General features: G+C 64.6%; 17 protein-coding genes. 11 read left to right on the top strand and 6 right to left on the bottom strand.

Annotation, left to right across the window (positions count from 1 at the left end):
* Nucleotides 1–21 precede the first annotated feature (21 nt).
* From tssA to ACCO56_RS15070, 6 genes are all read right to left on the bottom strand, one after another.
* On the bottom strand, nt 22–1,164 hold the full coding sequence (tssA, locus tag ACCO56_RS15095; RefSeq protein WP_433641593.1) for a type VI secretion system protein TssA: 1,143 nt from the start codon (nt 1,162–1,164) through the stop codon (nt 22–24).
* Between the two features lie 129 nt (nt 1,165–1,293).
* On the bottom strand, nt 1,294–1,902 hold the full coding sequence (locus tag ACCO56_RS15090) for a DUF6931 family protein (protein WP_433641592.1): 609 nt from the start codon (nt 1,900–1,902) through the stop codon (nt 1,294–1,296).
* 25 nt (nt 1,903–1,927) lie between these two features.
* Nucleotides 1,928–3,967, bottom strand: coding sequence for a type VI secretion system Vgr family protein (locus ACCO56_RS15085; protein ID WP_433641591.1), 2,040 nt, complete (start codon nt 3,965–3,967; stop codon nt 1,928–1,930).
* Between the two features lie 337 nt (nt 3,968–4,304).
* Nucleotides 4,305–4,781, bottom strand: coding sequence for an Hcp family type VI secretion system effector (locus ACCO56_RS15080; RefSeq protein WP_433641590.1), 477 nt, complete (start codon nt 4,779–4,781; stop codon nt 4,305–4,307).
* 96 nt (nt 4,782–4,877) lie between these two features.
* Nucleotides 4,878–7,613: a type VI secretion system ATPase TssH gene (gene tssH, locus ACCO56_RS15075; RefSeq protein WP_433641589.1), complete on the bottom strand. Its 2,736-nt coding sequence runs from the start codon at nt 7,611–7,613 to the stop codon at nt 4,878–4,880.
* Nucleotides 7,614–7,759: 146 nt separating this feature from the next.
* Nucleotides 7,760–8,089: an STAS domain-containing protein gene (locus ACCO56_RS15070; protein ID WP_433641588.1), complete on the bottom strand. Its 330-nt coding sequence runs from the start codon at nt 8,087–8,089 to the stop codon at nt 7,760–7,762.
* 117 nt (nt 8,090–8,206) lie between these two features.
* Between ACCO56_RS15070 and ACCO56_RS15065 the strand changes: the two genes are divergently transcribed.
* The 11 genes from ACCO56_RS15065 (at nt 8,207) to tssG (ending at nt 23,202) form a co-directional block, all read left to right on the top strand.
* Nucleotides 8,207–9,214: an ATP-binding protein gene (locus tag ACCO56_RS15065; RefSeq protein ID WP_433641587.1), complete on the top strand. Its 1,008-nt coding sequence runs from the start codon at nt 8,207–8,209 to the stop codon at nt 9,212–9,214.
* A complete protein-coding gene (locus ACCO56_RS15060; RefSeq protein WP_433641586.1) occupies nt 9,211–9,591 on the top strand; it encodes a PAAR domain-containing protein in 381 nt (126 codons plus the stop codon). Before ACCO56_RS15065 ends, ACCO56_RS15060 begins: the two co-directional genes overlap by 4 nt.
* Nucleotides 9,592–10,713, top strand: a complete 1,122-nt coding sequence (locus tag ACCO56_RS15055; RefSeq protein WP_433641585.1) for a class I SAM-dependent methyltransferase — start codon at nt 9,592–9,594, stop codon at nt 10,711–10,713. It abuts the gene before it with no gap.
* Between the two features lie 10 nt (nt 10,714–10,723).
* Nucleotides 10,724–11,479 carry an FHA domain-containing protein gene (locus ACCO56_RS15050; RefSeq protein WP_433641584.1) on the top strand — a complete coding sequence of 252 codons (756 nt, stop codon included), beginning with the start codon at nt 10,724–10,726 and terminating at the stop codon, nt 11,477–11,479.
* A 48-nt stretch (nt 11,480–11,527) separates the two neighbouring features.
* Nucleotides 11,528–12,031 (top strand): type VI secretion system lipoprotein TssJ, encoded by a 504-nt coding sequence (gene tssJ, locus ACCO56_RS15045; RefSeq protein ID WP_433641583.1) that lies wholly within the window; start codon nt 11,528–11,530, stop codon nt 12,029–12,031.
* Between the two features lie 93 nt (nt 12,032–12,124).
* Nucleotides 12,125–13,456, top strand: coding sequence for a type VI secretion system baseplate subunit TssK (gene tssK, locus ACCO56_RS15040; protein WP_433641582.1), 1,332 nt, complete (start codon nt 12,125–12,127; stop codon nt 13,454–13,456).
* A 22-nt stretch (nt 13,457–13,478) separates the two neighbouring features.
* Nucleotides 13,479–14,933 (top strand): type IVB secretion system protein IcmH/DotU, encoded by a 1,455-nt coding sequence (icmH, locus tag ACCO56_RS15035; protein ID WP_433641581.1) that lies wholly within the window; start codon nt 13,479–13,481, stop codon nt 14,931–14,933.
* On the top strand, nt 14,930–16,714 hold the full coding sequence (locus ACCO56_RS15030; protein ID WP_433641580.1) for a type VI secretion protein IcmF/TssM N-terminal domain-containing protein: 1,785 nt from the start codon (nt 14,930–14,932) through the stop codon (nt 16,712–16,714). The genes icmH and ACCO56_RS15030 overlap by 4 nt, the downstream gene beginning before the upstream one ends.
* Nucleotides 16,711–20,223 (top strand): type VI secretion system membrane subunit TssM, encoded by a 3,513-nt coding sequence (tssM, locus tag ACCO56_RS15025; RefSeq protein WP_433641579.1) that lies wholly within the window; start codon nt 16,711–16,713, stop codon nt 20,221–20,223. The genes ACCO56_RS15030 and tssM overlap by 4 nt, the downstream gene beginning before the upstream one ends.
* A gap of 100 nt (nt 20,224–20,323) precedes the next feature.
* Nucleotides 20,324–22,147 (top strand): type VI secretion system baseplate subunit TssF, encoded by a 1,824-nt coding sequence (gene tssF, locus ACCO56_RS15020; RefSeq protein WP_433641578.1) that lies wholly within the window; start codon nt 20,324–20,326, stop codon nt 22,145–22,147.
* Nucleotides 22,111–23,202, top strand: a complete 1,092-nt coding sequence (gene tssG, locus ACCO56_RS15015; protein ID WP_433641577.1) for a type VI secretion system baseplate subunit TssG — start codon at nt 22,111–22,113, stop codon at nt 23,200–23,202. Before tssF ends, tssG begins: the two co-directional genes overlap by 37 nt.
* Nucleotides 23,203–23,207 lie beyond the last annotated feature (5 nt).

Genomic DNA, 23,207 nt, shown 5'->3' with positions numbered 1-23,207 from the left:
TTGGATATTTCGTACCTGAAACTAGTACCCTGAAGCCCCGGATTGATCTTCCTGAGGCTTGATTCCCGCCGCCATCAATATGCGCTGAATGTGAGCCGGATCCTCGGCCAGTTCCGCCAGCAATTCCGGCAATGTTAGGCGCGCGCGCCGAACCGCATCTTCCAACGTGTAGGAAATGGGCGAGTGTGGCTCGGTATTTCTGAAGTAACCCGCGATGCGCGTCAGCTCGGCGAGCGCATCCTCACGCGTGGCGTAGCCGTTGATCCTGCGGACAACTGCCGAGCCCTCGCCGGGGGCAGCCTCCGACGCCTCGGACGCGAAGTCGGGAAGCGCCGTCTCGGCGCCTCCGGACACGAGTCCGCCGGCAGCCAGCTTGTCGGCCGCGAAATGACGAACCGCGCTGCGCACCTCCTCGAGCATGTCGCGCAGCCCGGAGGTCGACGGGGCGTCGGAACCTGCAACGGTATCGAAGGTCGACGACATTTCCGCCAGCGCGTCGAGGCATTCGTCGAGCGTTTCCGAAATCTCCTGGAAATGCGCGGACGAGGTTTCAGCCACGCTCTGCCGGAACTGCTCCATGGTCACGGCGCCGTTGTCGATGCGCTCCTGGCGGCGGGTTGGATCCGTGACCTTTTCCAGTTCGTTTGCCTGCTCGTAGTTCCAGTGCGAAAAGTTCCACTGGGAGCCGCGCGTCAGAGGCGTCAGCCGGATCGGCTGGATCAGCGTGCCGACGGCCCCCGACCCGCTCAGGCCGGAGATGGCCGAGACCTTGCCTTCGATGCCATCCTCTTCATCGATGACGGGGAAGCATGGGTCCCAGAATGCGACAACGATTCCCTTGATCGCCTTCAGGCCGTCACGCAGGCCGGCGAAACCGTCCCGCCGCACGAGCCCCTCGGTCATCCAGGCGGCGATCTCCAGGTCCTTTGCGTGGCCCGTCAGAACCTCGATCGCAGCGTCGATGACGTCTTCCCATTCTTCCGGCATGGGGCCGCCGATCTCGACAGCGGAGCGTTCTGCCGCGCGCGCCGCATTGCGGGCGTCCTTGACCCGATAATAGAGCGAGTTGGGCGACGTGTCGGAGCGCGGATCGACGCCGGCCGGCGCGTCCTCCGATATCGGCGCCAGCAAGGTCTCCAGATCGATGACCTGCGGAGATGCCATTGCCTATTCTTCCTCTTCAGGCCCAAGTCCGCCGATCCGGTCATACCGGGCGACCGACACAAGCCGGTGACATTCAATTCGTCAGTAGTGACCGAACCCTAATTCTTGCTGAAGGGTTTCGGACTTATTTCAGGCACGCACGATCGGACGATCGCCTTCCATTCGGCCATTGCCTCCGTTGGCGATATCGACACTCCGCCCCATTGCGGTGCGAAACCGGGCCGGAAGAGTCTTCGGATCGCCGGACGTGATCGACAGGAGCACGGACGCGCCCACGCCGATATGCCCCAGACTCGGATCGGCAGGCGCTTCCGGCATACCCTCCGGCGCAAGACTGCCGCCTGACCAGAATGCCGCGAGCGCCGCGTAGGCAGCCCCTCCCTCGAAGTTCGACGATTCGGCTGCCATCATGCAAGCGCGCCGGTTCGCTTCCGTCGAATCATAGACCCACCGTACCGCCGAGCGGATGCACTCGGCACCACTTTCGCTCTGCTCGGCGGCCTGATTATGCGCGACCACACAGGCCCACCACACGCCCTCGCGTACCGGCAGCGCAAAGGCCATGAAGCGAACGGCATCCCCGATTGCCTCTGCTTCCATGAGCAACGAAAGGAAGCCTTGTGGCGAAAGGTCCGGCACCAGGAAGGCCTTGGCCTGCTTGGACAGATCCACGCGCGCGCAGATGTCCCCTGCCGTGCTGGCGGCGATCTTACGGAACGGTTCTGCCTGGATCTTCAACGCGCTGGTCCCAAGTTCCGCAATCCTAGTTGATCTTCACCATGCCGCCCTTGACCGTGACCATGCCCTGTCCGGCCATTTCGACCATTGCGCCCTTCATGTTCGCGGCGGCATCCGCCTTCAGGTCGAGCTGGAGGCCCTTGATCGCGATGCCCTGCTGCGTGATCTCGACGGAACTAGAGCCGCACTCGAGCGTGATGCCGGTCTGTGCCGTGAGCTTGACCGATCCGGCCTGCGCGGTAATCGTCAGGTTGCCCTGTGAAAGGGTGAGAGAGTCGTTGCCGGAATCGAGAGTGACGGTCCGGTTGCCCTGCTTGATTGCGAGGCTCTCATTGCCTTTGGAGATCGTGACCTGACGGTTGCCCGTGTCGATGTCGAGCGTCTCGTTGCCCTGCTCGATCTTCTCGACGCGATTGCCCTGCTTGATCGTCAGGGTTTCGTTACCCTCCTCGATCGTGGTGGTCCGGTTCTTCTTGATAGTCCGGGTCTGGTCGTTCCCGACCTCGAGCGCGTCGTCGTTCTCGACCTCTCTGACAAAGTCCTTCTGGGCGTGGAAGAGGATTTTCTCGGAATCCTTCTTATCCTCGAAGGACAGTTCGTTCGCATCGGCGGCTGCGCCACCTTTGGTGCTGCGCGTCAGCAACCCGGTCTTGGTGGAGGTCCCGGACTGCGCCCATGGCGGGAGGTTCTGGCCGTTGTAGACGGCACCCGTCACGAGCGGCCGGTCGGGGTCGCCATCGAGGAAATGGACGACGACTTCCATTCCGACGCGCGGGATGAACACACTGCCCCAGCCCGAGCCTGCGAGGCTCTGCGCCACGTGGACGTAGCACGAGCTCTTTTCGTCCTTGTTGCCGTGGCGATCCCAATGGAACTGGACGCGAATGCGGCCGTATTTGTCGGTGTGAACCTCTTCGCCGCTGGGACCGACGACGATGGCTGTCTGGGGCCCTCGCGCCACTGGCCTTTCCAGCCCCCTCGTCGGCCGCAGGAGACGTGTCGCGGGAGCGCAGACGAAGCTGTTCCGGTAGTAGGGCTTGCCCTCCATGCCCGCGCGAATGCCGAAATGCGCCCTGTCGACTGCCTGATGACGAACCTCCGAGAGGACGTGGCGCTGGTCGTTGAGTTCGCTGACGGGATGAGATTTCACGCTGAAGCGGTGTCCGGGGGTGAAGCTGGCGCAAGTGCCCTTGCCGGTACTGACCTCGAATCCGGCATCGGAACGATCCACCTCGGCGCCGGCCAGCCGCCCCAGTTCGGACGATGTGAGCGCCCTTCCCGGATAAGCGAAATGCTCCCAGGATTTGCCACCGGCAGGCTGGAGGCTCGTGTTCTTGCTCGCCTCCGGCGGCGTGCCCGGCGCCTCGAAATCGTAATCGCGCAGAACCCATTTGTTGTCGGTGAGATACGCGCCGAAATCCATCGCATGGATTCCGTCTGTCGCCTCTTCAGCGTCCTGCCGATAGTAGGCCTCTTTCTGGGCGCAGTCGGCATAGGCATTTGCACTATCGCCCAGCACCAGCTTGTGCTCGCCCCGGGCGTGCCTGAAGTAATAGAAGATGCCTTCCTCGGCGAGCAGGCGCTCCACGAAGGCAAGATCCGTCTCGCCGAACTGAACGCAGTACGCGCGGCTCGGATAGGTGCCGCTGAGCTTTTGCTCATACGCGACCGAATGCTCCTTCAGGATCTCGGTCACGATGTCGACGGCCGATTTGTTCTGGAAGACCTTGTGGTCGGACGCTCGGCCGAGCGTCCACAGCGTCGGCGCGAGGGTGAGCCGAAACAGCCGATAGTCGCTGCGCGTCACCATGCCACCGGCGAAGGAAATCACGATGCCGTTCACGTAACGCCGGGCGCCGCCGGGCCTCGCCATCGAGACCGTCACACTCTTGCCAAGCAGGTCTTCCGGCTTAATGGTCTGGCTCGAGGAAAGGGCCGCGAGATTGAATTCGAAGAGCCGCGAAACGCCCTCGACGCCATCGACCTCGGTCGCCACCAGGACATCTTCTCCCAGAGGCGACTCGACGGTGATCCAGCGTTCGGACTGGACGATCGTTTGCGACATGAAGGCGTCAGATCCTGTAGTCCATCGGATTCAGGAGCGTAGCGAGTGTATCGCACCCTGGCGATCCGCTAGCTCCAATGAATGCGACGGCACCAATTGCCACCCGTACATACGGGTGAGAAAGGCTTTCTGCCGCCGCGTCGGTGGTGCTGAGGCCGCGGAACCTCCGCTCACATGCGTTCGAACCCAGCCCGCCGAGGCCTTGAAGGTTCGAGACCCTTGCCCGGCGCCGGACTTCGGGCTCACCATCTGAAGCCACATTCGTTGCAGCGCCGCCGGTGTGCCAAACTCCGGCTAAGCGCTGGACGTCGCCCAGCGCCCGCATCGCCGTGAAGCGTCAGCCGCTCTTCGTCGTGGCAAGGTCGTAGCTGACCGTGACCGGCGTGCCCGCCTTGTTGCCCTGATCGTAGGGGATGTGCTTGTACTCGATCTTCGTGAAGTTGATCGAGATCGACTCCGATGGACGATCGCCGCCCGAGCTGACGGAGTAGCCCGAGATCAGCGCATTGTGCAGGATGTACTCGACATAGGTGTTGCCGGGGCTGCCGGTGCTGACAAGATGGATTTCGACCTTCTTGCCCGCCGCGCCCGTGCAAGACTCCACGAACAGCTTGCTGGAGGCGCTGTCGAGTTGCTTGGTCACGACGACCTCGCTGATGCTCGGCTCGCTCGCTTCGCGATTGGCCGTCGATCCGGACGGTGTGCTGATGCCGCGACCGACGCCGAACTGCAGGCTGCCGACATCGATCCACTTTTGGTGCTTGTCGTGAGTGGCCTCGCCGTCGATGCCCTCGTATTTCAAATAAATCGCCATGTATTGCTTCCTCTATCCACGTCCATCAAACTAGCAACCTCTCCAGCCCCAGAGCGCAACCTGCGACCGCAACCTGCGACCCTCGTGCGGACTCTTCTACGGCGCGGCGACCAGCGCTTTCCCCGCCTCCGCGTCGGCATCCTTTCGAACCGCTTCCGTGCCGAGTGGCTCGAACTCGAACTGTCCGTCAGCCCCGAGCACGATCCTGAGGCCGCCGACGGCATCGCCGTTGGCCATCATCGAAAGGACATGCGCCGACAGTCGGGGAAGCAGCCCCCGCGAAAGGATGTATTCGATGTTGCGTGCGCCGCTCTCCACTTCCGTGCAACGCTTCGCGATCTCTTCGACGAGTTCGTCGCCCCATACCAGGCTGGCCCGATAGTTCTCCAGGAAGCGCTTGCGGATGCGGTTGAGCTGCAGGTCGACGATCTTGCGGATGATGTCGTCTGCCAGCGGAAAATAGGGCACCACGGAGCAGCGCCCGAGGAAGGCCGGCTTGAACAGCTTCAACAACTCCGGCCGCAGCGCTTCGGCCAGCTCCTCCGAGCTCGGCCGTGTCGCAGGATCGACGCACAGGCGATGGATCAGATCCGTGCCCGCATTCGATGTCATGATGATGACAGTGTTCTTGAAGTCGATGTCGCGGCCTTCGCCGTCGCGCAGCATGCCCTTGTCGAACACCTGGTAGAACACGTCCTGGACGCCGGGATGGGCTTTCTCCATCTCGTCGAAAAGGACCACGGAATACGGACGCCTGCGCACCGCCTCGGTCAGCACGCCGCCCTCGCCATAGCCGACATAGCCCGGTGGCGAGCCTACCAGCATGGAGACTTTGTGCTCCTCCTTGAACTCCGACATGTTGATGACTGTCAGGTTCTGCTCGCCGCCGTATAGCAGGTCGGCCAGCGCCAGCGCCGTCTCTGTCTTGCCGACGCCGGAGGTGCCGACCATCAGGAACACGCCGATCGGCTTGCGCGGATCGATGAGCTTGGCGCGCGACGTGCGGATCGTCTCGGCAATCGCTTCCAGCGCATGCGGCTGGCCGATGACGCGCTCTTCCAGCTTGTCCTTCAGGGAAAGCACGGTCTTGATCTCATTGGAGACCATCCGGCCGACGGGAATGCCGGTCCAGTTGCCGACAACCTCGGCAATCGCCTGACCGTCGACGGTGACCCGCATCAGCGGACTTTCGCCTTGCAGCTCCGTCAACTCGACATTGAGCGCGGAAAGTTCCTGCAGCATGGCCGCGCTGCCGGAGGCATCGGCCGCACCAGCTTCGCCGGCGCCATCCTCGGCGTCGCCGAGCTTATCATGCAGGTCGCGGATGCGCGTTACCAGATCGCGCTCTTTCCCCCACTGCCGCTCGAAGTCGGCGAGTTCACGCTCGGTCTTCTCGCGATCAGCATTCAGTTCGCCGATCCGCTCCTGATGATCGGCGCCGATGCGCGTCTCCCGCGCCAGCGCGGCAAGATCGGCCTTGAGCATATCGATCCGCCTGCGGCGATCCTCGATGGCAGCCGGCACGGCATGGCTGGCGATCGCCACGCGGCCACACGCCGTGTCGAGCAGGCTGACAGCCTTGTCGGGGAGCTGGCGGCTGGGAATATAGCGCCGCGACAGGCGCACCGCTTCTTCGACAGCCTCTGAAAGCACCCGGACGCCGTGATGGCGCTCGAGCGTCGGGATCAGGCCGCGCATCATGCCGATCGCCGCCTCGTCGTCCGGCTCTTCGACCTTGACCACCTGGAAGCGACGCGTAAGCGCGGGATCACGCTCGAAATATTTCTTGTATTCGGCCCAGGTCGTGGCTGCGATGGTGCGCATCTCGCCGCGGGCAAGGGCGGGCTTCAGCAGGTTCGCCGCATCGTTCTGGCCGGCAGCACCCCCTGCCCCGATCAGCGTATGTGCCTCGTCGATGAACATGATGATCGGCTTGGGCGAGGCCTTGACACCCTCGATCACATTTTTGAGCCGATTCTCGAACTCGCCCTTCATGCCGGCGCCGGCCTGAAGCAGTCCGAGGTCAAGCGACAGAAGCTCCACGTCCTTGAGCGCCGGCGGCACGTCGCCTGCTGCGATCTTCAGCGCAAAGCCCTCGACGACTGCGGTCTTGCCCACGCCGGCCTCGCCGGTAAGGATCGGGTTGTTCTGCCGCCGGCGCGTGAGGATGTCGACGATCTGGCGTGTCTCGGCATCGCGGCCGAGGACCGGATCGATCTTGCCCTCTCTCGCGCGCGCGGTCAGATTTATCGTATATTGCTCGAGAGCCGATCCGCTCGCGCCGGAGGACACGGCCACACCACCGCTGCCAGCCCCGGCGCTTGCACCTGCGGATGCAAGCCCTGCGCCGCCGGCCTCGCTGCTGTCGCCCACGATCTTCTGGAAGTTTGCACGCAGCGTCTCGACATTGATCTTGGCGAGCTGGGACGATGCGTCACGCGCCTGCGCCGCAAGCGAATGGTCGGCCAGCAGTGCCACGACCAGATGGCCTGAGCGCACGGCGGCCTCGCCGCATTGTAGCGAACCGAACACCCATGCTTCGCGCATAAGCTTTACCACGTCCGGCGAAAGCGACGGTGACCGGCTGTTGCCGGTCTTGGGCCGGTCTAGCGCCTTGTTGACGTCGGCCGCCAGCCGGCCCGCATCGATCTCGAAATAGCGAAGGATCGCCTCGACGTCGTTGCTCGCCGCTTCCGTCAGCTTGACCAGCCAGTGTTCGATCTCAACATTGTAGTGCGTACGCGACAGCGTAAGACCAACCGCGCCTTCAAGTGTGGATCGGCAGTGCTGGTTCAGTCGCCCAACCAGCGCCTGCAAGTCGATATTGAGCACGCTATCCCCCTCGGTGGCGATCTACGCCTGCTGGAATAGATCCAGCCACCCTACCCAAGCCCGAGCGGACATCAAACGCCCGCCGCGAATCTCCGCGGAGCTAAGTTTATTTTCTACCTGCGCTGGTGTCTATCGACTTTCACGTCTTAGCCATTCGCTGCGGCGTCCACATTGGGAAATATTGGAAAAAGCCTTAAGAAACCACTCATCTCGAAGACGAGCCTAATGCGGCCGTTCAGACCGGCCAGCGCCATCCTGCCGCCCTGAGCACGAATTTTCTTCGCAGCCGACACAAAAGCGGAAAGGCCGGTGCTGCTGATATATTCCAACTGGGACAGGTCGATCACCAAACGGATATCGCCGCGATCGATCACGGAAGAGAGATGGCGATCGAACAGGGAGGAGGTTGCGCTGTCGATCCTTCCGCTGGGCGCGACAATGAGGTTGCCGTCGCGGCGAGTCTCGGCGATGTTCATGGCTTACGATACCTGTCTCTTACGTCCCCGGCCGAGTCCGGCCTTTACCAAGCAATGATTTCAGAAAGCGAGCCGCGTGACCAGAACGTTATGCCGGATCACGGAGCGGCCCACGAAATGACGGAGGCGATTTCCTTGCTCGAGCGGCTCGAGACGCGCATTCGCAGTTTTCTGGAACCTGCGCCTTTTCCCGAGCGAAGAGATGTCGAACTGGCCTTCGCCGCCGAAAACGATGCGCAGGAGATCGTCTTGTTCGATCACTTCTGGCTCGATGAACGGCACCTGTGGGCCGCGGCGGTGCAACTGAACCGGGGCGGCCTCGATGGGGCGCTTGCCGCGGCAGGACAGCGACAATTGCTGCGTGCCCTGGCCGCCGAATCAGGTGACCCCGACCTCGTCATCGACGGCTTACGGCAACATGGCGGGAATTGCGTGGCTGCGCTGGCCATCGCTCGGATCGACGTTTCGATCGGAGAACTGCGGCATGCCGCGCTGGGCAGTGGGCGCTGCAGTGATGCACAAGTGCTGGCTCCCGGAGACATTTTCTGGCTGGCGATCGCCGGCGAGCCTCCTGTCGGAGACCGGCGCCTGCCCCTCGAAGGCCTTCAGGCGCTTGTCGACCGGCACTTCGGCCCTCCCCGAGGCGCGCTCGCCGCGATTCACTTCAAGGCATTGGCCAAGCAGCAGCACGGCGCCACCTTCTCGATCCGCAACGACCGGGCAGCTGTGCCGGACGCGCTCAAGGCCGTCGGCGAGTACCTGGCGCGCCACGCCGTGGCCAATGAGGACGCATCCGCGCTGGAGCTCGCGCTTGACGAAATACTGACCAATCAGATCAATTACGGCTTCCGCGACGGGTCTGCTCACGAGATGCTGGTCGATATCCGGATCGACCGGGATCGGTTGATTGTCGAAATTCGCGATGATGGCGTGCCGTTCGACCCGCTGGGCATAGCTGCGCCCGACCTCGATGCCGGTCTCGAGGAACGCCAGATCGGAGGGCTTGGGATGCATTTCGTGAAAGCGCTTCTCGATGAGGTGAGCTACCGGCGAAGCCGGGGCTGGAATGTGCTCACGCTGGGCAAGACGCTGGCGCCGCGCGCAATTGGAGCAGCCAGAGCATGAACGCTGCTCGCATGGGCGACCTGATCAAGCAGGACGCGCCGCACTGCCACGCCCCTATCCACCCTGCCGCGCTGGTGCCCGCGCCGGCTCCGCACCCGGCATTGCCGCTGCCCATCGTCAAGGGCTGTCCGACCGTTCTGATCGGCAATCTCCCTGCCGCCCGCGTCACCGACCAATCGACACCGTGTGTCCTGCCTTCCTGCGTACCGGGGGGGCCGGGGATGATTGCGAAGGGCTCCAGCTCGGTCATGATCGGCGGTATGCCGGCAGCCCGCGTCAATGACATTACGTCCCACCCGGCCTGTGTTGCGCCGATCCCCAGTCCGGTCGGCAAGGTCATGCCGCCCGGCTGTCCGACAGTCATCATCGGAGGTTGAATGCGCCGGTCGAGTTTCGAGGCGCTGAGGCCGGTGTGCCCAGCCTGCCGCAGCCGCGAACGTATCAACTCGCCGCTGTTCATTGCGACCGCCGAAACCGGGACGGACGAAGATATCGATTGCGGCATTCTGCAATGCGGACGCTGCAGCGGCGAATTCCCGGTCATCGACGGCATGGCGATCCTAGTGCCCGATATCCGGCGCTTCGTCGAGGACAATCTCTTCTACCTGATGGCGCGGACCGACCTGCCTCCCGCTGTGGAAAGTCTGCTCGGCGACGCCGCAGGCGCCTCCAGCGGGCTCCAATCGATACGCCAGCACATGTCCTCTTATGTGTGGGACCATTGGGGTGACCACGACCCAGCCGAGCAAGGCGAAACCGCTGGCGGCGCGCGTCCCGGTTCGGTTGCCCGGGCTCTGGAGCGGGGGCTCGCAATGCTGTCGGACAAGCTCCCGGACGGGCCCATCCTCGATCTCGGCTGCGGACCAGGGCGCGTCGCGGCTGAACTGGCCGCAAAAACCGGAAGGCTGGTCGTCGCGGCCGACCTCTCGGTGGCCCTCGCCCGCGTCGCGCGGCGGGTCGTGGCTGATGGAATTGTCGAATATCCGCATCGCCGCGTAGGCCTTGTTTACAACCGGCGCCGCTTTTCCGTGGCCGTACCCGGCTCCGAGAAAGTCGAGGTATGGATCTGCGACGCCCTGAACCTGCCCTTCGAGGACGAGACCTTTGCGCTGGCTACGGCGATGAACCTGATCGACTGCGTGACAGAACCGCGTTCCGTGCTCACCGAGCTGGGGCGCGTGATCCGGCTGGGGGGAGAGGCGCTGATCGCCCTGCCTTTCGACTGGACAGATCGAGTGACGGCCATGGAGCACTGGCTGGGCGGCCACTCGCAGCGTGGGTGGCACCAAGGACGAGCCGAGGACGTGCTCGATCTCCTGCTGTCCGATGGCGAAATGGCTGCCGGGCCGCTGCGCCGCACTGGAGGGGCGGTCGAGATACCTTGGCACGTGCGTCTTCATGACCGCTCCTGCATGCACTACACTTGCCGCATGGTTTCCGCGCGCAGAGATTCGGCTTCGGACACGACCGCATCGGAAAGGAGCGCTGACCAGGGCTAAGGAGGGGGCGATGGAACTGCGACTGACCTTGAAGGGGCCCGAGCGACTGCTCGGCGGCCGCAGGGAGGCCCGTCTCCGGGACAGCGCGTTGGTAATCGGCAGGTCACCGGAAGCCGATTGGCCGATACCCGATCCCGAACGCGTCCTCTCCAAACTCCACTGCCGCATCGAGAAGGATTTCGACGGCTACCAGCTGACGGACATGTCCACCAATGGCGTCAAGGTCAACGAGGAGCCGGTCGGCTACGGACTTGTCCGGCGCATAGAAAACGGCGACGTGGTGAAACTTGGCGACGCCGTGCTGTTGGCTGAGATCGTCACTGCGTCGGCTCCGCCTGCGGAGGCACGCACTCTCGCGCCGGCGGCGCCGGAGATCGGGCCGGACGATGGTCCTTTCGGCGGATTGGATGGCGAATCACCGGCGCCTCCGAAACCTGCATCTGTGCCAGGTGAACGCCCTGCCAAGGGCATGGTTCTCGATGACTGGTGGGGTCCGGTCGATAGCTTGGCTATCGGGAACACCAGGAAATCCGTGGATATCTCCGCACAGGTGCATGAAGCCCCAATTGCTGATATTCACGCCGGGAAAGACACGCTATGGTCGCACGACACTGGCGGGGTGAGTCTGCTGCGCATAGCGGCCGGGGTCGATGTGGAAACGCTTGCACGGGCTGTCGAGGCGGCGATCGCGGTGCTGTCCGTGAGCGAGCGCGGCAAGTTCACGGACCGGTTGTCTGAATTGCTGAGCAAAGCTTCCGGGCGTTGACGCGGCGGGCGAATAGCTGGAGAGCATCCGGCATTAGGTGGGGGGTGGATGCCCGGCTCGATTCGGACATTGTTGCTTTTTGTCCTGACGCTGGGCATGGCGGGCTGCGGCTTGATGGAGCGCAAGCCGCCGCCCACGGAGATCGAGATCAAGCCTGCGCCACAGGATGCGGGCATCGATTTCATCGCCACCGCGTCGCCCTTGGTCAATCCTTCGCCCAGCGGCCAGCCCTCTCCCATCATCGTGCGCCTCTACCAGCTCAGCGGCGAGACGGCCTTCGCCAATGCCAGCTTTCGGCAGCTGTGGGAACAGGACGAGGCAACGCTTGGCCCGACCCTTCTCGGCAAGACCGAGATGTATCTCGATCCCGGGGGGATCGAGCGGATCAAGGCCAATCTGATCGAAGGCACGACCATCGTGGCCGTCGTGGCCGGGTTCCGCCAGTTCGACAATGCGAAGTGGCGCGCCATGGTCGGGATGCAAGGCGAGAAGCGATTTAAGCTGAAAGCGGACCTGAAGACGCTCGCCGTCGATCTGGGACCGCAGGACTGATGCGCGAGAGGGCGGGAGCAATGCGCGAGGCAAAGGTGGAGAGCCTGTCGTCGGACGGGTTGGCGCCGCGGCGGCACGCCGAAGGAGAAGCGCATGCCCTTTGACGACAGGGTGATCTGGTCGGAGGGCATGTTCATCCGTGCCCAGCATTTCCAGCAGGAAGCGCGTTATTTCGAGCGTCTCGTGCGCGGGCGCACCGGCGCGCTGCGCCCTTATGCCTGGGGTCTCACCGAACTGAAGCTCAATCGCGAACTGCTGGCGATCGGGCGTTTCGGCGTTGAACGTGCTGCCGGCGTCTTCCAGGACGGCACGCCGTTCCAGCTTCCCGGCGACGCCGATCAGCTTCCCCCTCTGGAACTGCCGCAGGACCTTCGCAACGCGGTCGTCTATCTGACGCTTCCCCTCGTGCAGCCAGGCGGGCGCGAAGCAGCGGAGCCGCAGATCGACGCGCTCACCCGCTATACGGTGACGGAGGCGGAGGTCGCCGATGCCAATAGCAGCGAGATCGGCACTGTGCCGATCGGCGTCGGCAAGATGCGCCTCCGATATGCCTTGGGGACGAGCGAGCGCAGCGGCACGGTCGGGATCGGACTGGCGCGCATCGTCGAGGTCCGCTCCGACAACGCCGTGCTGCTGGACGACGGATATATTCCGCCAACGCTCGACTCCTCCGTCTCGCACGTTCTTTCGGGCCTGATGACCGAGATCGTCGGCCTGCTCAATCATCGCGGCGAGGCGATCGCCTCGCGAATCGCCGGCGGCAATGCCGGCACTGCGGCGGAGCTGACGGATCTGATGATGTTGCAGGCCATCAATCGCTGGCAGCCGCTCTTCGCGCATCTTCAGGCGGCGTCCTGTATCCACCCGGAGGACCTGTTCCGCAATGCGGTCGCCCTGGCCGGTGAACTCGCGACCTTCACCATGTCAGGCCACCGCCCTCACCCCTTGCCGATCTATGACCACGAGCTCCTCCAGGCGACCTTCGCGCCTGTGTCCGCGGCATTGCGACAGGCGCTGAGCGCGGTGCTGGAACGCGGTGCCATCGCCATTCCGCTGGTCGAGCATCGCTACGGCATCCGCGTCGCCGAGGTGACCGACAAGTCGATCTTCGGCAAGTACGCCTTCGTGCTCGCCGCGAAGGCCGATATGCCGGCCGAAGCGCTGATGCGGAGTCTCGTCGGGCAGATCAAGATCGGACCGGCAGAGCAGATCCGCGAACTCGTCAACGCCGCGCTGCCCGGCATCATGCCGCGCGCACTGCCGGTGGCACCGCGCCAGGTCCCCTACCACACTGGCAAAGCCTATTTCGAACTGGACCGGACCAGCCCGCTCTGGAAGCAGATCGCGGCAGGCAACGGATTGACGATTCATGTCTCTGGCGAGTTTCCGGCGCTCGAACTCGATCTGTGGGCGGTCAAGGATTGATCATGGCTAGGGGGGACGCGGGGTGAGCGACCCATTTGCTCAATTATTCGGATCGGACGACACGGTCCGGCGACCGTTAAACGGCAGTCGTCCGGCGCCCGCGCCGCATCCCGACCATGGGTTCGGTCACGCCTCGCATGCCTCGTCAACGGCCGACTTCCATCTCGATGAAGATTTCTTCGCCGCTCCGCGCCGAAGCAGCGGCCCTGCCGTCGAGAACTTCGACGATCCCGGCGGTCCGCTGCGCCGACGCGGCAGCGACAGCGAGATCGACAAGGCCTTCGAGCTTGCGGCCATCAATCCTTTGACGGCCGCCGCCGCGCCGTTGCTGTGGCTGGCCGGCCGGCTTAACGAGAGCGCGCCGCCGGAGGACATCGCCGAGTTCCGCCGCCATGTGATGGACGAGATCAAGCGCTTCGAGACGGCGGCGATGGCGCGCGATATACCCGGGCGCCTCGTGCGGGTGGCCCGCTATGCGCTCTGCGCCTCCATCGACGACATCATCCTGAACACCCGCTGGGGCGCCACCAGCGGGTGGGCAAGCCGCAGCCTGGTCGGCTTGCTCTATAACGAGACCTGGGGCGGCGAGCGCTTCTTCGATCTCCTGTCGCACATGCTACAGCAGCCCGAGCAGAACATCGACGCGCTGGAACTGCTGGCGATCTGCCTCTCGATCGGCTTCATCGGGAAGTACCGCGTCATGGAGAGCGGCCAGGGTCACCTCACGCGTCTGCGTCATGACCTCTACCGGACGATACGGCGGGTCCGCGGCCCCTATGAGCGAACGCTCTCGGGCAAGTGGGAGGCGGCGAACGCGCCCTACAAGCCGCCGCGCTCAATGGCCGCTCCGTGGCTGGCGGCGATCCTGCTGCTGATCCTCCTGATCGCGCTGTGGGCATTTTCCAGCATAAGCCTGCGGGCGGACGTCGAACGCGCCGCGGAACAAATCCGTGCGCTCGGGCCCAACATACCGGTGACGGTCGAGAAGGCCGGCGTGCCCACCGTGCCCGACCCGCAACCGCCCGTGCGACAGACCCAGATCGAGCGCATCTCGGAAGCTCTTGGGAACGACATCGCCGCCAGGCGGATCGAGGTCGCGGAGCTCCGCGACGACGTCGCAATCCGCATGCTCGCGGCCTCTTTCCCGGTCGGCGGTGTCGAACTTTCGGAGGAGGAAGACCCGCTCATCGCGCGCATTGCGGATGCGCTCGACGCCGAGGCCGGCCGTGTCCTCGTCCTGGGCCACACCGACAACCTGCCGGTCGGCGCCAATAGTCCGCTCGGCGACAACATGGCTATCTCCGTTGCGCGCGCGCGCTCGGCCGCGCAGATGCTGCAGCGTCATATCGGGACGGCGACGCGGGTCAGCTACGAAGGCCGCGGCGAGAACGACCCGATCGCCAGCAACGCCACGCCGGAAGGGCGGGCGCGAAATCGCCGCGTGGAATTCCTGGTCCCAGCGGAACAGGCGCCATGAGAGCGGGCTCGATGCTGGCATGGCTGGCAGGCCTCGTGATCGCATCCGCGGCGAGCTGGTGGATCTGGCGCAGCGCTCCCGTGGCCGATGAATTGCCGCGCTTCGCGGCAGCGCTCGCGCCAGTCATCGCCTGGGCCCTTGTTCCGGTCCTGTCGGGTCGCTGGATGTTCGGCGGCAAGGCGAGTCGTTCGGAAGCGCCGAATCTGCGGGATCAGCGGCGCGCCGTGCTCCGCTTCCTCGCCGACCGCGGGCTGAAGGGTAGCCGGCGCCGCCATTCCTTGCCGCTCTATCTCGTCACCGGACCGTCCGGCTCGGGCAAGTCGGCAATGCTCCTGCAGTCGGACACTGGGCTGGGCCTGCCCGCCACGGTGGGGGCATCGCGCTGGTGGGTTGGACAGGACGCCATCTTCGTCGAGACGAATTTCAGCGGCGAAGGCAGCAGCCGGGACGTGTTCGACCTTATCCGCGTCGTGCGGCCGCGACAGCCGGTGAGCGCCACGCTGCTGATCATCAGCCCCGCCGACCTCACGCTTGCCGACGAAGCGGAACACCGCGCGATCGCGGACGCGATTTCCGGCGGCCTGGGCCTGCTTGAAGAACGGATCGGCGCGCGCCCGCCCCTCTATCTGCTGCTTTCCAAGACGGACATGGTTCCGGGGTTTCGTGAGTTCTTCGACCGACTTGAGCCTCTGGATCGCGCAACGCCATGGGGTTTCTCGCTCCCGCTGGCCGACGGCCTCACGACGGAGCAGGCAGCAGCGGAGATCGAGAAGGGCTTCGATCGCCTGCTTTCGGCAATGCGCGCCCGCCATGTCGAATGGCTTTCGCGGGAGGCCGATCCGGTGCGAAGCGGCCGGATTCACGGCTTCGCTACTCAGGTGGCGGCGTTGCGCCATCAGATCAAGCCGATCGTGGACGCGCTCCTTCCCAAGCAGACCCACGCCTGGCAAGGAGCAATCTTGCGTGGAATTTTCCTGACCAGTGCCCACCAGGAGCCGCTGACGATCGATTCCCTGCTGCCCGATCTCTCACGGTGGTTCGCCCTGCCGCGCATCGGCACCCTGCCGCCCGACCTGGGCATGGAAGACGAAAACCATGGCTATTTCATTGCCGGCGCCTTCCGGCAAGCGATCCTGCCGGAAGCGGGCTTAGGCGCAGCGAAACGCAGTCCATGGGCCGCGATGCAGTGGGCGTCTGTTGCGGTGATGATCCTGTGCACGCTTACAGCTGGTATATATGTGTTCCGGCTCTTCGACAGGGAGGTACAGCTGGCCCCGCGCCTCTCCCGGGCAGCCGCCGAGTTCCCTGCCTTTGCGTCGCCTTCATCTGCGAGCCAGCTTCCCTCGGTCGTCGCGGCAATAGAACGCTTCGACGCCCTCGTTGCGGAAATCCGGGCTGAACCTTCGCCGCCTGCCCTCCTGCTCGGCTACAACGGAAGGCGTCTCTACGGATCCGCCCTGGCCGACGCGCGGCGCAGCTTCCGCCAGAATGTTCTGCTGCCGCATTTGTCCGCGCTGATCGAGACGCAGTTGGTCGACGCGAATGCAGGCGACGCTGAGCTCAAGGCGCTCATTGCCGTTGCCGAAGCGGCTGCCATGCCAGGCTCCGACAGCGTCAGACAATGGCTGGAGGAGAATGCGTCGCTCGTTCCCGAGGCAGATCGCGAAAGGCTGGTCAGCGAGGGGATGGAGGGCATTCGCGAAGCCGGCGGCCTCGCCGTCGACCCTGCCTATATCGATGCCGCGCGGCGCATGATCGCCTACCGGGAAAGTCTGTCGTGACGCTCAAGTCGACCCTGAGGCGTTTCGGGCGGGTGCTGGCGCGCCCAGCAGTCTACCTGACGATCCTCATCGTCCTGCTGGCGCTCGCGATATGGTTTCTCGGGCCTCTCCTCGGCACCGGCGAGTGGCGCCCGCTGGGTTCGGTGCCGGTGCGGCTCGTGCTTCTGCTGCTCCTGGCTCTCTCATGGGGCATCGGCGGCGTCCTCATGCGCGCGCGGCGCAGCAGTGATGAGCAGGCCTTGTTGGCGGCACTGCGCCGACGAGAAGAGGAGAAGGATGTCGCGGCGGACCGCGAGGCTCAGTCGGTCGAGCAACGCTTTCAGCAGTTTCGTGCCGCAGCACGTGACGTCCGCAGGTTTCTCGGCCGCTCGCGGAGACCAGGCTCGGGCGCGGCCGCGATGCCCTGGTACATTGTGCTCGGTGCGACAGGGACCGGCAAATCGACGCTCTGCCGAAGCGTGCGACCCTCTGTGGTCAATGACAACGACACGAATGCGGACGACACAGCGACTGCTCAGTTCCACCTATTGGATGAGGCTGTGCTGGTCGAACTGGACGGCGCGTTCCTCCAACAGGAAGAAGGCTGGCCGCGTCAGTTGTGGCCGCGCATTCTCGACCAGTTGCGCGGTTTTCGGCCGCGGCAGCCGCTCAACGGCGTGGTCCTGACGATCGGCGTCGACGATCTGCTCCAGGCGCAGCCAGAGGCATTGATCGATCTCGCAGTAGCCGCACGACGGCGAATGGAGGAGATCGGCACGCGGCTGCGCACCCGCGCACCTCTTTACATCGTCGTGACGAAGCTCGACCTGCTTTTAGGTTTCGAGGAATTCTTCGAGAGCCTGCCGGCGGAGGAACGCGAGGCCGCCCTGGGCTTTCCGCTAGCCGCGCTCGACCGGCCGCCGGCGGACTCGGCCGGCAGTGCATTCTCGGCCGGCTTCGCCGACCTGTTGCAGCCGATATGCGGCCAGCTGACGATGAGGCTGCACGAGGAACCGGACGAACTGCGCCGCCGCCGCATCAACGAACTGCCATCGCAGTTCGCGCTGCTGAAGCCGAAACTCTTGCCGCTGGTGCAGCAGCTGACATCGACCGGCCGCTTCGCCGTTCCGCCTCTCGTGCGTGGACTGTTCTTCGTCAGCGCGAGCCAGACCAACGACTTCGTCGATATTTCGGCGTCGGCCCTGGGCCAGGACTTCGCCTATGGCGGTGAGGGCCTTCGCGCCGCACCGCAGTCGATCGCCATCCGCAGCAGGCCCTATTTCGTGGCGGGTCTTCTCCAAAAGGTAATGCTGCCGGAACGGGGTCTGGCCGGACTGACGCGGCCTGGCCGCGTCATCATGCAGATGCGGGATATCGGCGCCAATGTGGCGCTTGCCATGGCGGCGGTCTTTTTCATCACCGTCTGGTGGCTCGCTTTTTCGGAAGGTCGAGCCTATGTCGGCCGCCTCGACCAAGGCACGTCCGAGGCCCGGCAGTCGATCCAGCATGCGGCGCCGGAACGTGCGATGCCGGCCGGCTTCGGACCGGTGCTCGAGATCCTCGACCATCTCCGCAACCTTGCGCAGGAACGGCCGAAGCATACGACCGCGGGGCTTTATAACACCAGCGGTGCCGAAGCTGCCGGGGAGAGCGTCTACGACAGTGCCCTTGCCGACATGGTCCTGCCATTTCTGTGGAGCTACCTGCGCAATGGACTCGGCGCATCCGGAACGCCGGAAGCGCTGCGGCTGCAGCAGCTCAAGCTTTACCTCATGATCGGAGGCGAAAGGCCGGTCGATGCGCAGACAGCGAGACTTGTGGCCGCCGATTTCACGAGCCATTGGCTGCCCAATGACCGCAGTGCCGAAGTCGAGCAGGCTGTCGCGGCGCATCTCGCCGAATTCTCGCGGCTCCAGGTGACAGCGCCACCCATCGATCTTGTGCTCGTGGAGCGTGCCCGCGGGCGCATTTCCGATTATACGCTGGCGCGCATCGCCTACGACCTGGCGCTGGCAATGCCGGCGGTAACCGCTCGCCCTGCCTGGCGTCCCGTCGAGCATATGGGGCTTGCCGGACCGCAGGCGCTGAGCCGCATCAGCGGCAAGAGCTTTTGGGACGGAATTCCCGGCATCTATACCGCCGACGGACTGAAGAAGACGATGTTGCCCGCGTCCCGCGAGGCCGCCGGCCGCGTGGCGGCCGACCTGTGGGCCCTGGGGATGGCCGACACCTCGGCGGAACGCGAGCGCGAGGAGCGCCGCATTCGGGACGGCCTGCTCGACCTGTACCGGGTGGACTACATCACGGTTTGGGAAAGCCTCCTGTCCGATCTCGACATCGCCCAGGCGAATACGGCTGGCGATCTGGCGCGCGCCATGGCGCTCACCATCGGCCAGCCCTCCCCGATCAAGGAACTGACCGTGGGGATCGCGCAGGAGACGAACCCGGCTGAAGCCGCTCCACCGGCGCTCGACGCGGTGGCTGGCGCAGCCGGGTCCCTTCAGCCAGGCGAGCTTTCAGTCCTGACGCCGCATCGCGTCATCGACGTGGCGAGCGCCGTATCCGATCACTTCCCTCCCTTTCGCAAGGCTGTCGTGGCTGATGAAGGCCAGCAAGCGCAGATCGATGCGCTCCTTGCGGCCATGGAGCCGCTCTATCGTCAGATAAACCATGTCGCCATTGGCGGTGACGTGCTCGAGCTCGGCACCGAACCGCAGACCCTGCTTGCCGACCTGACCCAGCGCGTGGCTGCGCTTCCTGAAAACCTGCAGCCCCTCTTCCGACGCATCCTCAACAAGGCCGCTGCCGTGACTGCCGGCAAATCCCGGCAGCGGCTGGCGGACATCTGGACGACGACAGTGCTGCCGCTCTGCCTGGCGACGACGGCCGGCCGCTACCCCTTCGAGCCGGGCAGCAGCCGGGACGCGGCGATCGCCGATTTTGCCAGCCTTTTCGGGCCGAAGGGAGCCATCGCCTCGTTCCGGAACGATTATCTGCGTCCCTTCATCGACAGCAATGCCAAGCCCTGGCGCTGGCGGAGCGGTCAGCAGTTCGGGCTCGACCTCGACGACTCCGTGCTGCGCCAGTTCGAACTCGCGGACGAGATCACCACAGCCTATTTCGGCGAATCGGAAAAGCCGCTTGTGGCGTTCGAGGTCGAGCCGATCGGCCTCGACCGCCGCGCCCGCGCCTTTCAGCTCGACATCGGCGGACCGACGCTCATCTACGCGCATGGTCCACCGAGCGCATCTGTTTTCAGCTGGCCGCCAGAGAACCCCGCTGCCGAGGCCATGCTGTCGATGACGCCGGAAATGGACGGCGAACGCAATATGCTGCGCTTTCAGGGCGCGTGGGCTCTCTTTCGCCTGTTCGATGCCGGCCACATCCTCGAAGCCAAAACCACCGATGTCGTGCCTTATCAGTTCGACATCGGCAGCCGGAGCTTGCGCCTGTTCGTAACGGCGCCGCCGACGCGCAATCCGTTCTCGCGCGATATCCTCTCCAACTTCAGTTGTCCGGAACTGCGATGACGATCCGCGCCCGTCCACGCCGATTTGGGCCGCGACCACTTCGTGGCTTCGGCGGCCTCCCTTTGCAACTGGCGACCAAAATCCGGGAGATCCGCTAGACATGACGGATGACCTCCTTCTTCACTACAACCGCGAACTGCTCAACATTCGGCGGGCGGCCGCGGCATTCGCCGCCGAAAACCCGCGCATTGCGGCCCGGCTTCGCCTGTCCGAGGATTCGATCGAGGATCCGCATGTCGGGCGCCTCATCGAGGCATTCGCCTATCTGACGGCACGGGTCCGCCAGAAACTCGACGACGACTTTCCCGAGCTCACCGACGCTTTCCTGAACGTGCTCTATCCGCATTTCGAGCGTCCCATTCCTTCGCTCTCGATCCTGCAGATGGAGCCATCGCGGGAGATGGCTGAGCCACATGTCGTGCGCCGGGGCACTTTGATCGATACCGAGCCCGTGGACGGCGACGAGTGCAGGTTCAGCACCAGCAGCGAGGTGACGCTGCACCCGATCTCTATCAAGCTCGCCTCCCTCACCGGGCGCCCGATCATGGCGCCCGAAACACCTAAGGCACCGAATGCGGCCGCATGTCTGCGGCTAACCCTGGAGATGCTGCAGCCCGACGCCAGTTTCGCGCGGAACGGGCCTAGCCGGCTGCGCTTTTTCCTGCGCGGCCAGCCGCAGCTGGTCTATCCGCTCTACGAACTTCTGCTCAATGACGCGCTGGCGGTTGCCTTCGCCGAAGGGGTGAACGATCCCTCTCCCGTTGTGGTGGATGCCGCTGCGCTTTCGCCGGCGGGCTTCGATGAGAACGAGGGGCTGCTGCCTTATGGCAGCGCGTCCCATATCGGCTTCCGGATCCTGACCGAGTATTTCGCTTTCCCGGAAAAATTTCTTTTTGTGGACCTGACCTTCCCCGACCGCGCCGCACTGGCGGGCAAGGGACGCACGATCGATGTCTTCCTCTATCTGAAACGGCCTTGGCCGGCCCTGGAACGTTCGGTGACTGCCGCCACCTTCGCCTTGGGATGCACGCCGATCGTCAATCTCTTCCCTCAGACAGCAGAACCGGTCACGATCGATCGGCGCACGACGCAATATCGCATCACCCCGGACGCGCGCCGGTCGCGGGCGCTCGAGGTTTACAGCATCGAGACCGTCCATTCGATCGATGCGGACGGCAGGCGACACCCCATCCGCCCCTTCTACGGCCTCGATCATTCGCTTGACGCGATGGCGGCGGATGATGCCGGCTGGTGGCACGCCTCGCGGACAGACGGCGACGCCGATAACCCCGGCAGCGAAGTTTCGCTTTCGATCGTGGATCTCGATTTCCGGCCGAACCTTCCCTCCGATGGAGTGCTTGCGGTCGAGACACTCTGCCTCAACAGAAACAGACCCGAACGCCTCCCCTTCGGGGGCCGTCACCCAGAGCTGCGCATGGTGGAACCGTCGCCTTTGGTCGGAAGCATGCGCATGCTCACCGCGCCGACACCGACCCTGCGCAATCTGAACCGGTTGGCCGGCCGCTGGCGCCTCGTCTCGCATCTGTCGCTCAATCATCTCTCGCTCGTCTCGGACGGCGGGTTGGCGGCGCTCCACGAGATGCTCATGCTTTATGACTTCCACAACTCGGCCGAGACCCGCGCGCTGATCGAGGGCATCGTCGGTGTGTCGTCGAAGATGGGAACGGCGCGCGTGCGGGCTGCCGGGCAGAGCGCCTTCTGCCGCGGCATCGACGTGACCCTGACCTTCGACGAAGCCAACTTCTCCGGCAACGGCATCTACCTGATGGCCAGCGTGGTTGAGCGTTTCCTGGGTCTCTACGCAAGCGTTAATTCGTTCTCGCGGCTGACGGTCGCGGTCAAGGGTCGCAGCGAGGTTTTGAAGACATGGCCAGCACGCGCCGGCGATCACGTTCTTCTCTAGCGGCGAGCCTGTTCGAGCAGCCGCAGGCCTACGAGTTCTTCCAGCTCGTTCGCCTGCGCGAGCTCATCGCTGCGCTTGAATGCGAAGCGACCGGCAGCCCGCCGCCGGATCCGATCGGATCGGGTGTCGAGCCGCGCAAGTCGGCACTCACAATCCGCTCCGCCGTTCCGCTCGGCTTCGCCGCGGCCGAGGTCACGGCGCTACGCCGGCCACGGCAGGGCGGGCCTGTCGAGGCTACCCAGACCCTCGTCGGGCTCACCGGACCGTCCGGCGTGCTTTCTCACGCACTAAGCGAGCTGGTGCAGCTCAGCGTCCGCGAGCGCAATCCGGCGCTGCGAGACTTTCTGGACGTGTTCAACAATCGCCTAGCGGGACTGCTCTACGAGGCCTGGGTCAAGTACCGCCCGGTGATTGCGCGCGAACGCGCCCTGCGGCTCGGGGCGAGCAACACGATCGACACGGCTTTTAAGGCGCTGGTCGGGATCGGCATGCCGTCGGTCTCGTCGCGCATGAAAATGCCGGACGAGACGCTCGTCCACTTCGGTGGCCTTCTCTCAAAGCAAGGCCGATCGGTGGTCGCCGTGGAGCGGGCGCTCTCGGGTGCGCTCGGCCATCGCGTGAAGATCCGCCAGTTCTTCGGCGAATGGCTGCCCATAGCCGAAGCCGATCAGACGCGCCTGCCGCGCGGCCGCAGCGAAGTCGGGCACTTCACGACGCTCGGCAAGGACGCGGTCCTTGGCACGCGCACCTTCGACATCCAGTCGTCGGTCCTCGTCCGCGTCGGTCCCCTCTCCTATCCTGCCTTCCGCTCGCTGCTTCCCGATGGGCTCCGCGCCAGCATGCTGAGCGATCTTGCCGCCATGGCGCTCGGCGCAGACAAGTCTTTCCGGATCCGCCTCGAACTGGACGGCGCCCAGGTGCCGATGCTCAGGCTCGGTGGCAATCGTGACGATGCATCCGCGAGCCGACTGGGCTGGAACACATGGCTCGCCTCCGACAGGCCACGCACCAGCTCGGCCTTCGCCGAATTCCGCCCACCCGCCCATCTTCGCTGACAGGA

Source organism: Mesorhizobium sp. 1B3, from assembly GCF_050958605.1.
Classification (GTDB): domain Bacteria; phylum Pseudomonadota; class Alphaproteobacteria; order Rhizobiales; family Rhizobiaceae.
Note: the sequence above shows the minus strand (reverse complement) of the source record. Positions and strands in the feature narration are given on the sequence as shown.

Bases quoted from the DNA above. Each gene is read 5' to 3' on its own strand.
- tssA (WP_433641593.1), bottom strand. From the start codon at position 1,164: ATGGCATCTCCGCAGGTCATCGATCTGGAGACCTTGCTGGCGCCGATA.
- ACCO56_RS15085 (WP_433641591.1), bottom strand. From the start codon at position 3,967: ATGTCGCAAACGATCGTCCAGTCCGAACGCTGGATCACCGTCGAGTCG.
- ACCO56_RS15080 (WP_433641590.1), bottom strand. From the start codon at position 4,781: ATGGCGATTTATTTGAAATACGAGGGCATCGACGGCGAGGCCACTCAC.
- ACCO56_RS15070 (WP_433641588.1), bottom strand. From the start codon at position 8,089: ATGAACATCGCCGAGACTCGCCGCGACGGCAACCTCATTGTCGCGCCC.
- ACCO56_RS15065 (WP_433641587.1), top strand. From the start codon at position 8,207: ATGACGGAGGCGATTTCCTTGCTCGAGCGGCTCGAGACGCGCATTCGC.
- ACCO56_RS15060 (WP_433641586.1), top strand. From the start codon at position 9,211: ATGAACGCTGCTCGCATGGGCGACCTGATCAAGCAGGACGCGCCGCAC.
- ACCO56_RS15055 (WP_433641585.1), top strand. From the start codon at position 9,592: ATGCGCCGGTCGAGTTTCGAGGCGCTGAGGCCGGTGTGCCCAGCCTGC.
- ACCO56_RS15050 (WP_433641584.1), top strand. From the start codon at position 10,724: ATGGAACTGCGACTGACCTTGAAGGGGCCCGAGCGACTGCTCGGCGGC.
- tssJ (WP_433641583.1), top strand. From the start codon at position 11,528: ATGCCCGGCTCGATTCGGACATTGTTGCTTTTTGTCCTGACGCTGGGC.
- tssK (WP_433641582.1), top strand. From the start codon at position 12,125: ATGCCCTTTGACGACAGGGTGATCTGGTCGGAGGGCATGTTCATCCGT.
- ACCO56_RS15030 (WP_433641580.1), top strand. From the start codon at position 14,930: ATGAGAGCGGGCTCGATGCTGGCATGGCTGGCAGGCCTCGTGATCGCA.
- tssF (WP_433641578.1), top strand. From the start codon at position 20,324: ATGACGGATGACCTCCTTCTTCACTACAACCGCGAACTGCTCAACATT.
- tssG (WP_433641577.1), top strand. From the start codon at position 22,111: ATGGCCAGCACGCGCCGGCGATCACGTTCTTCTCTAGCGGCGAGCCTG.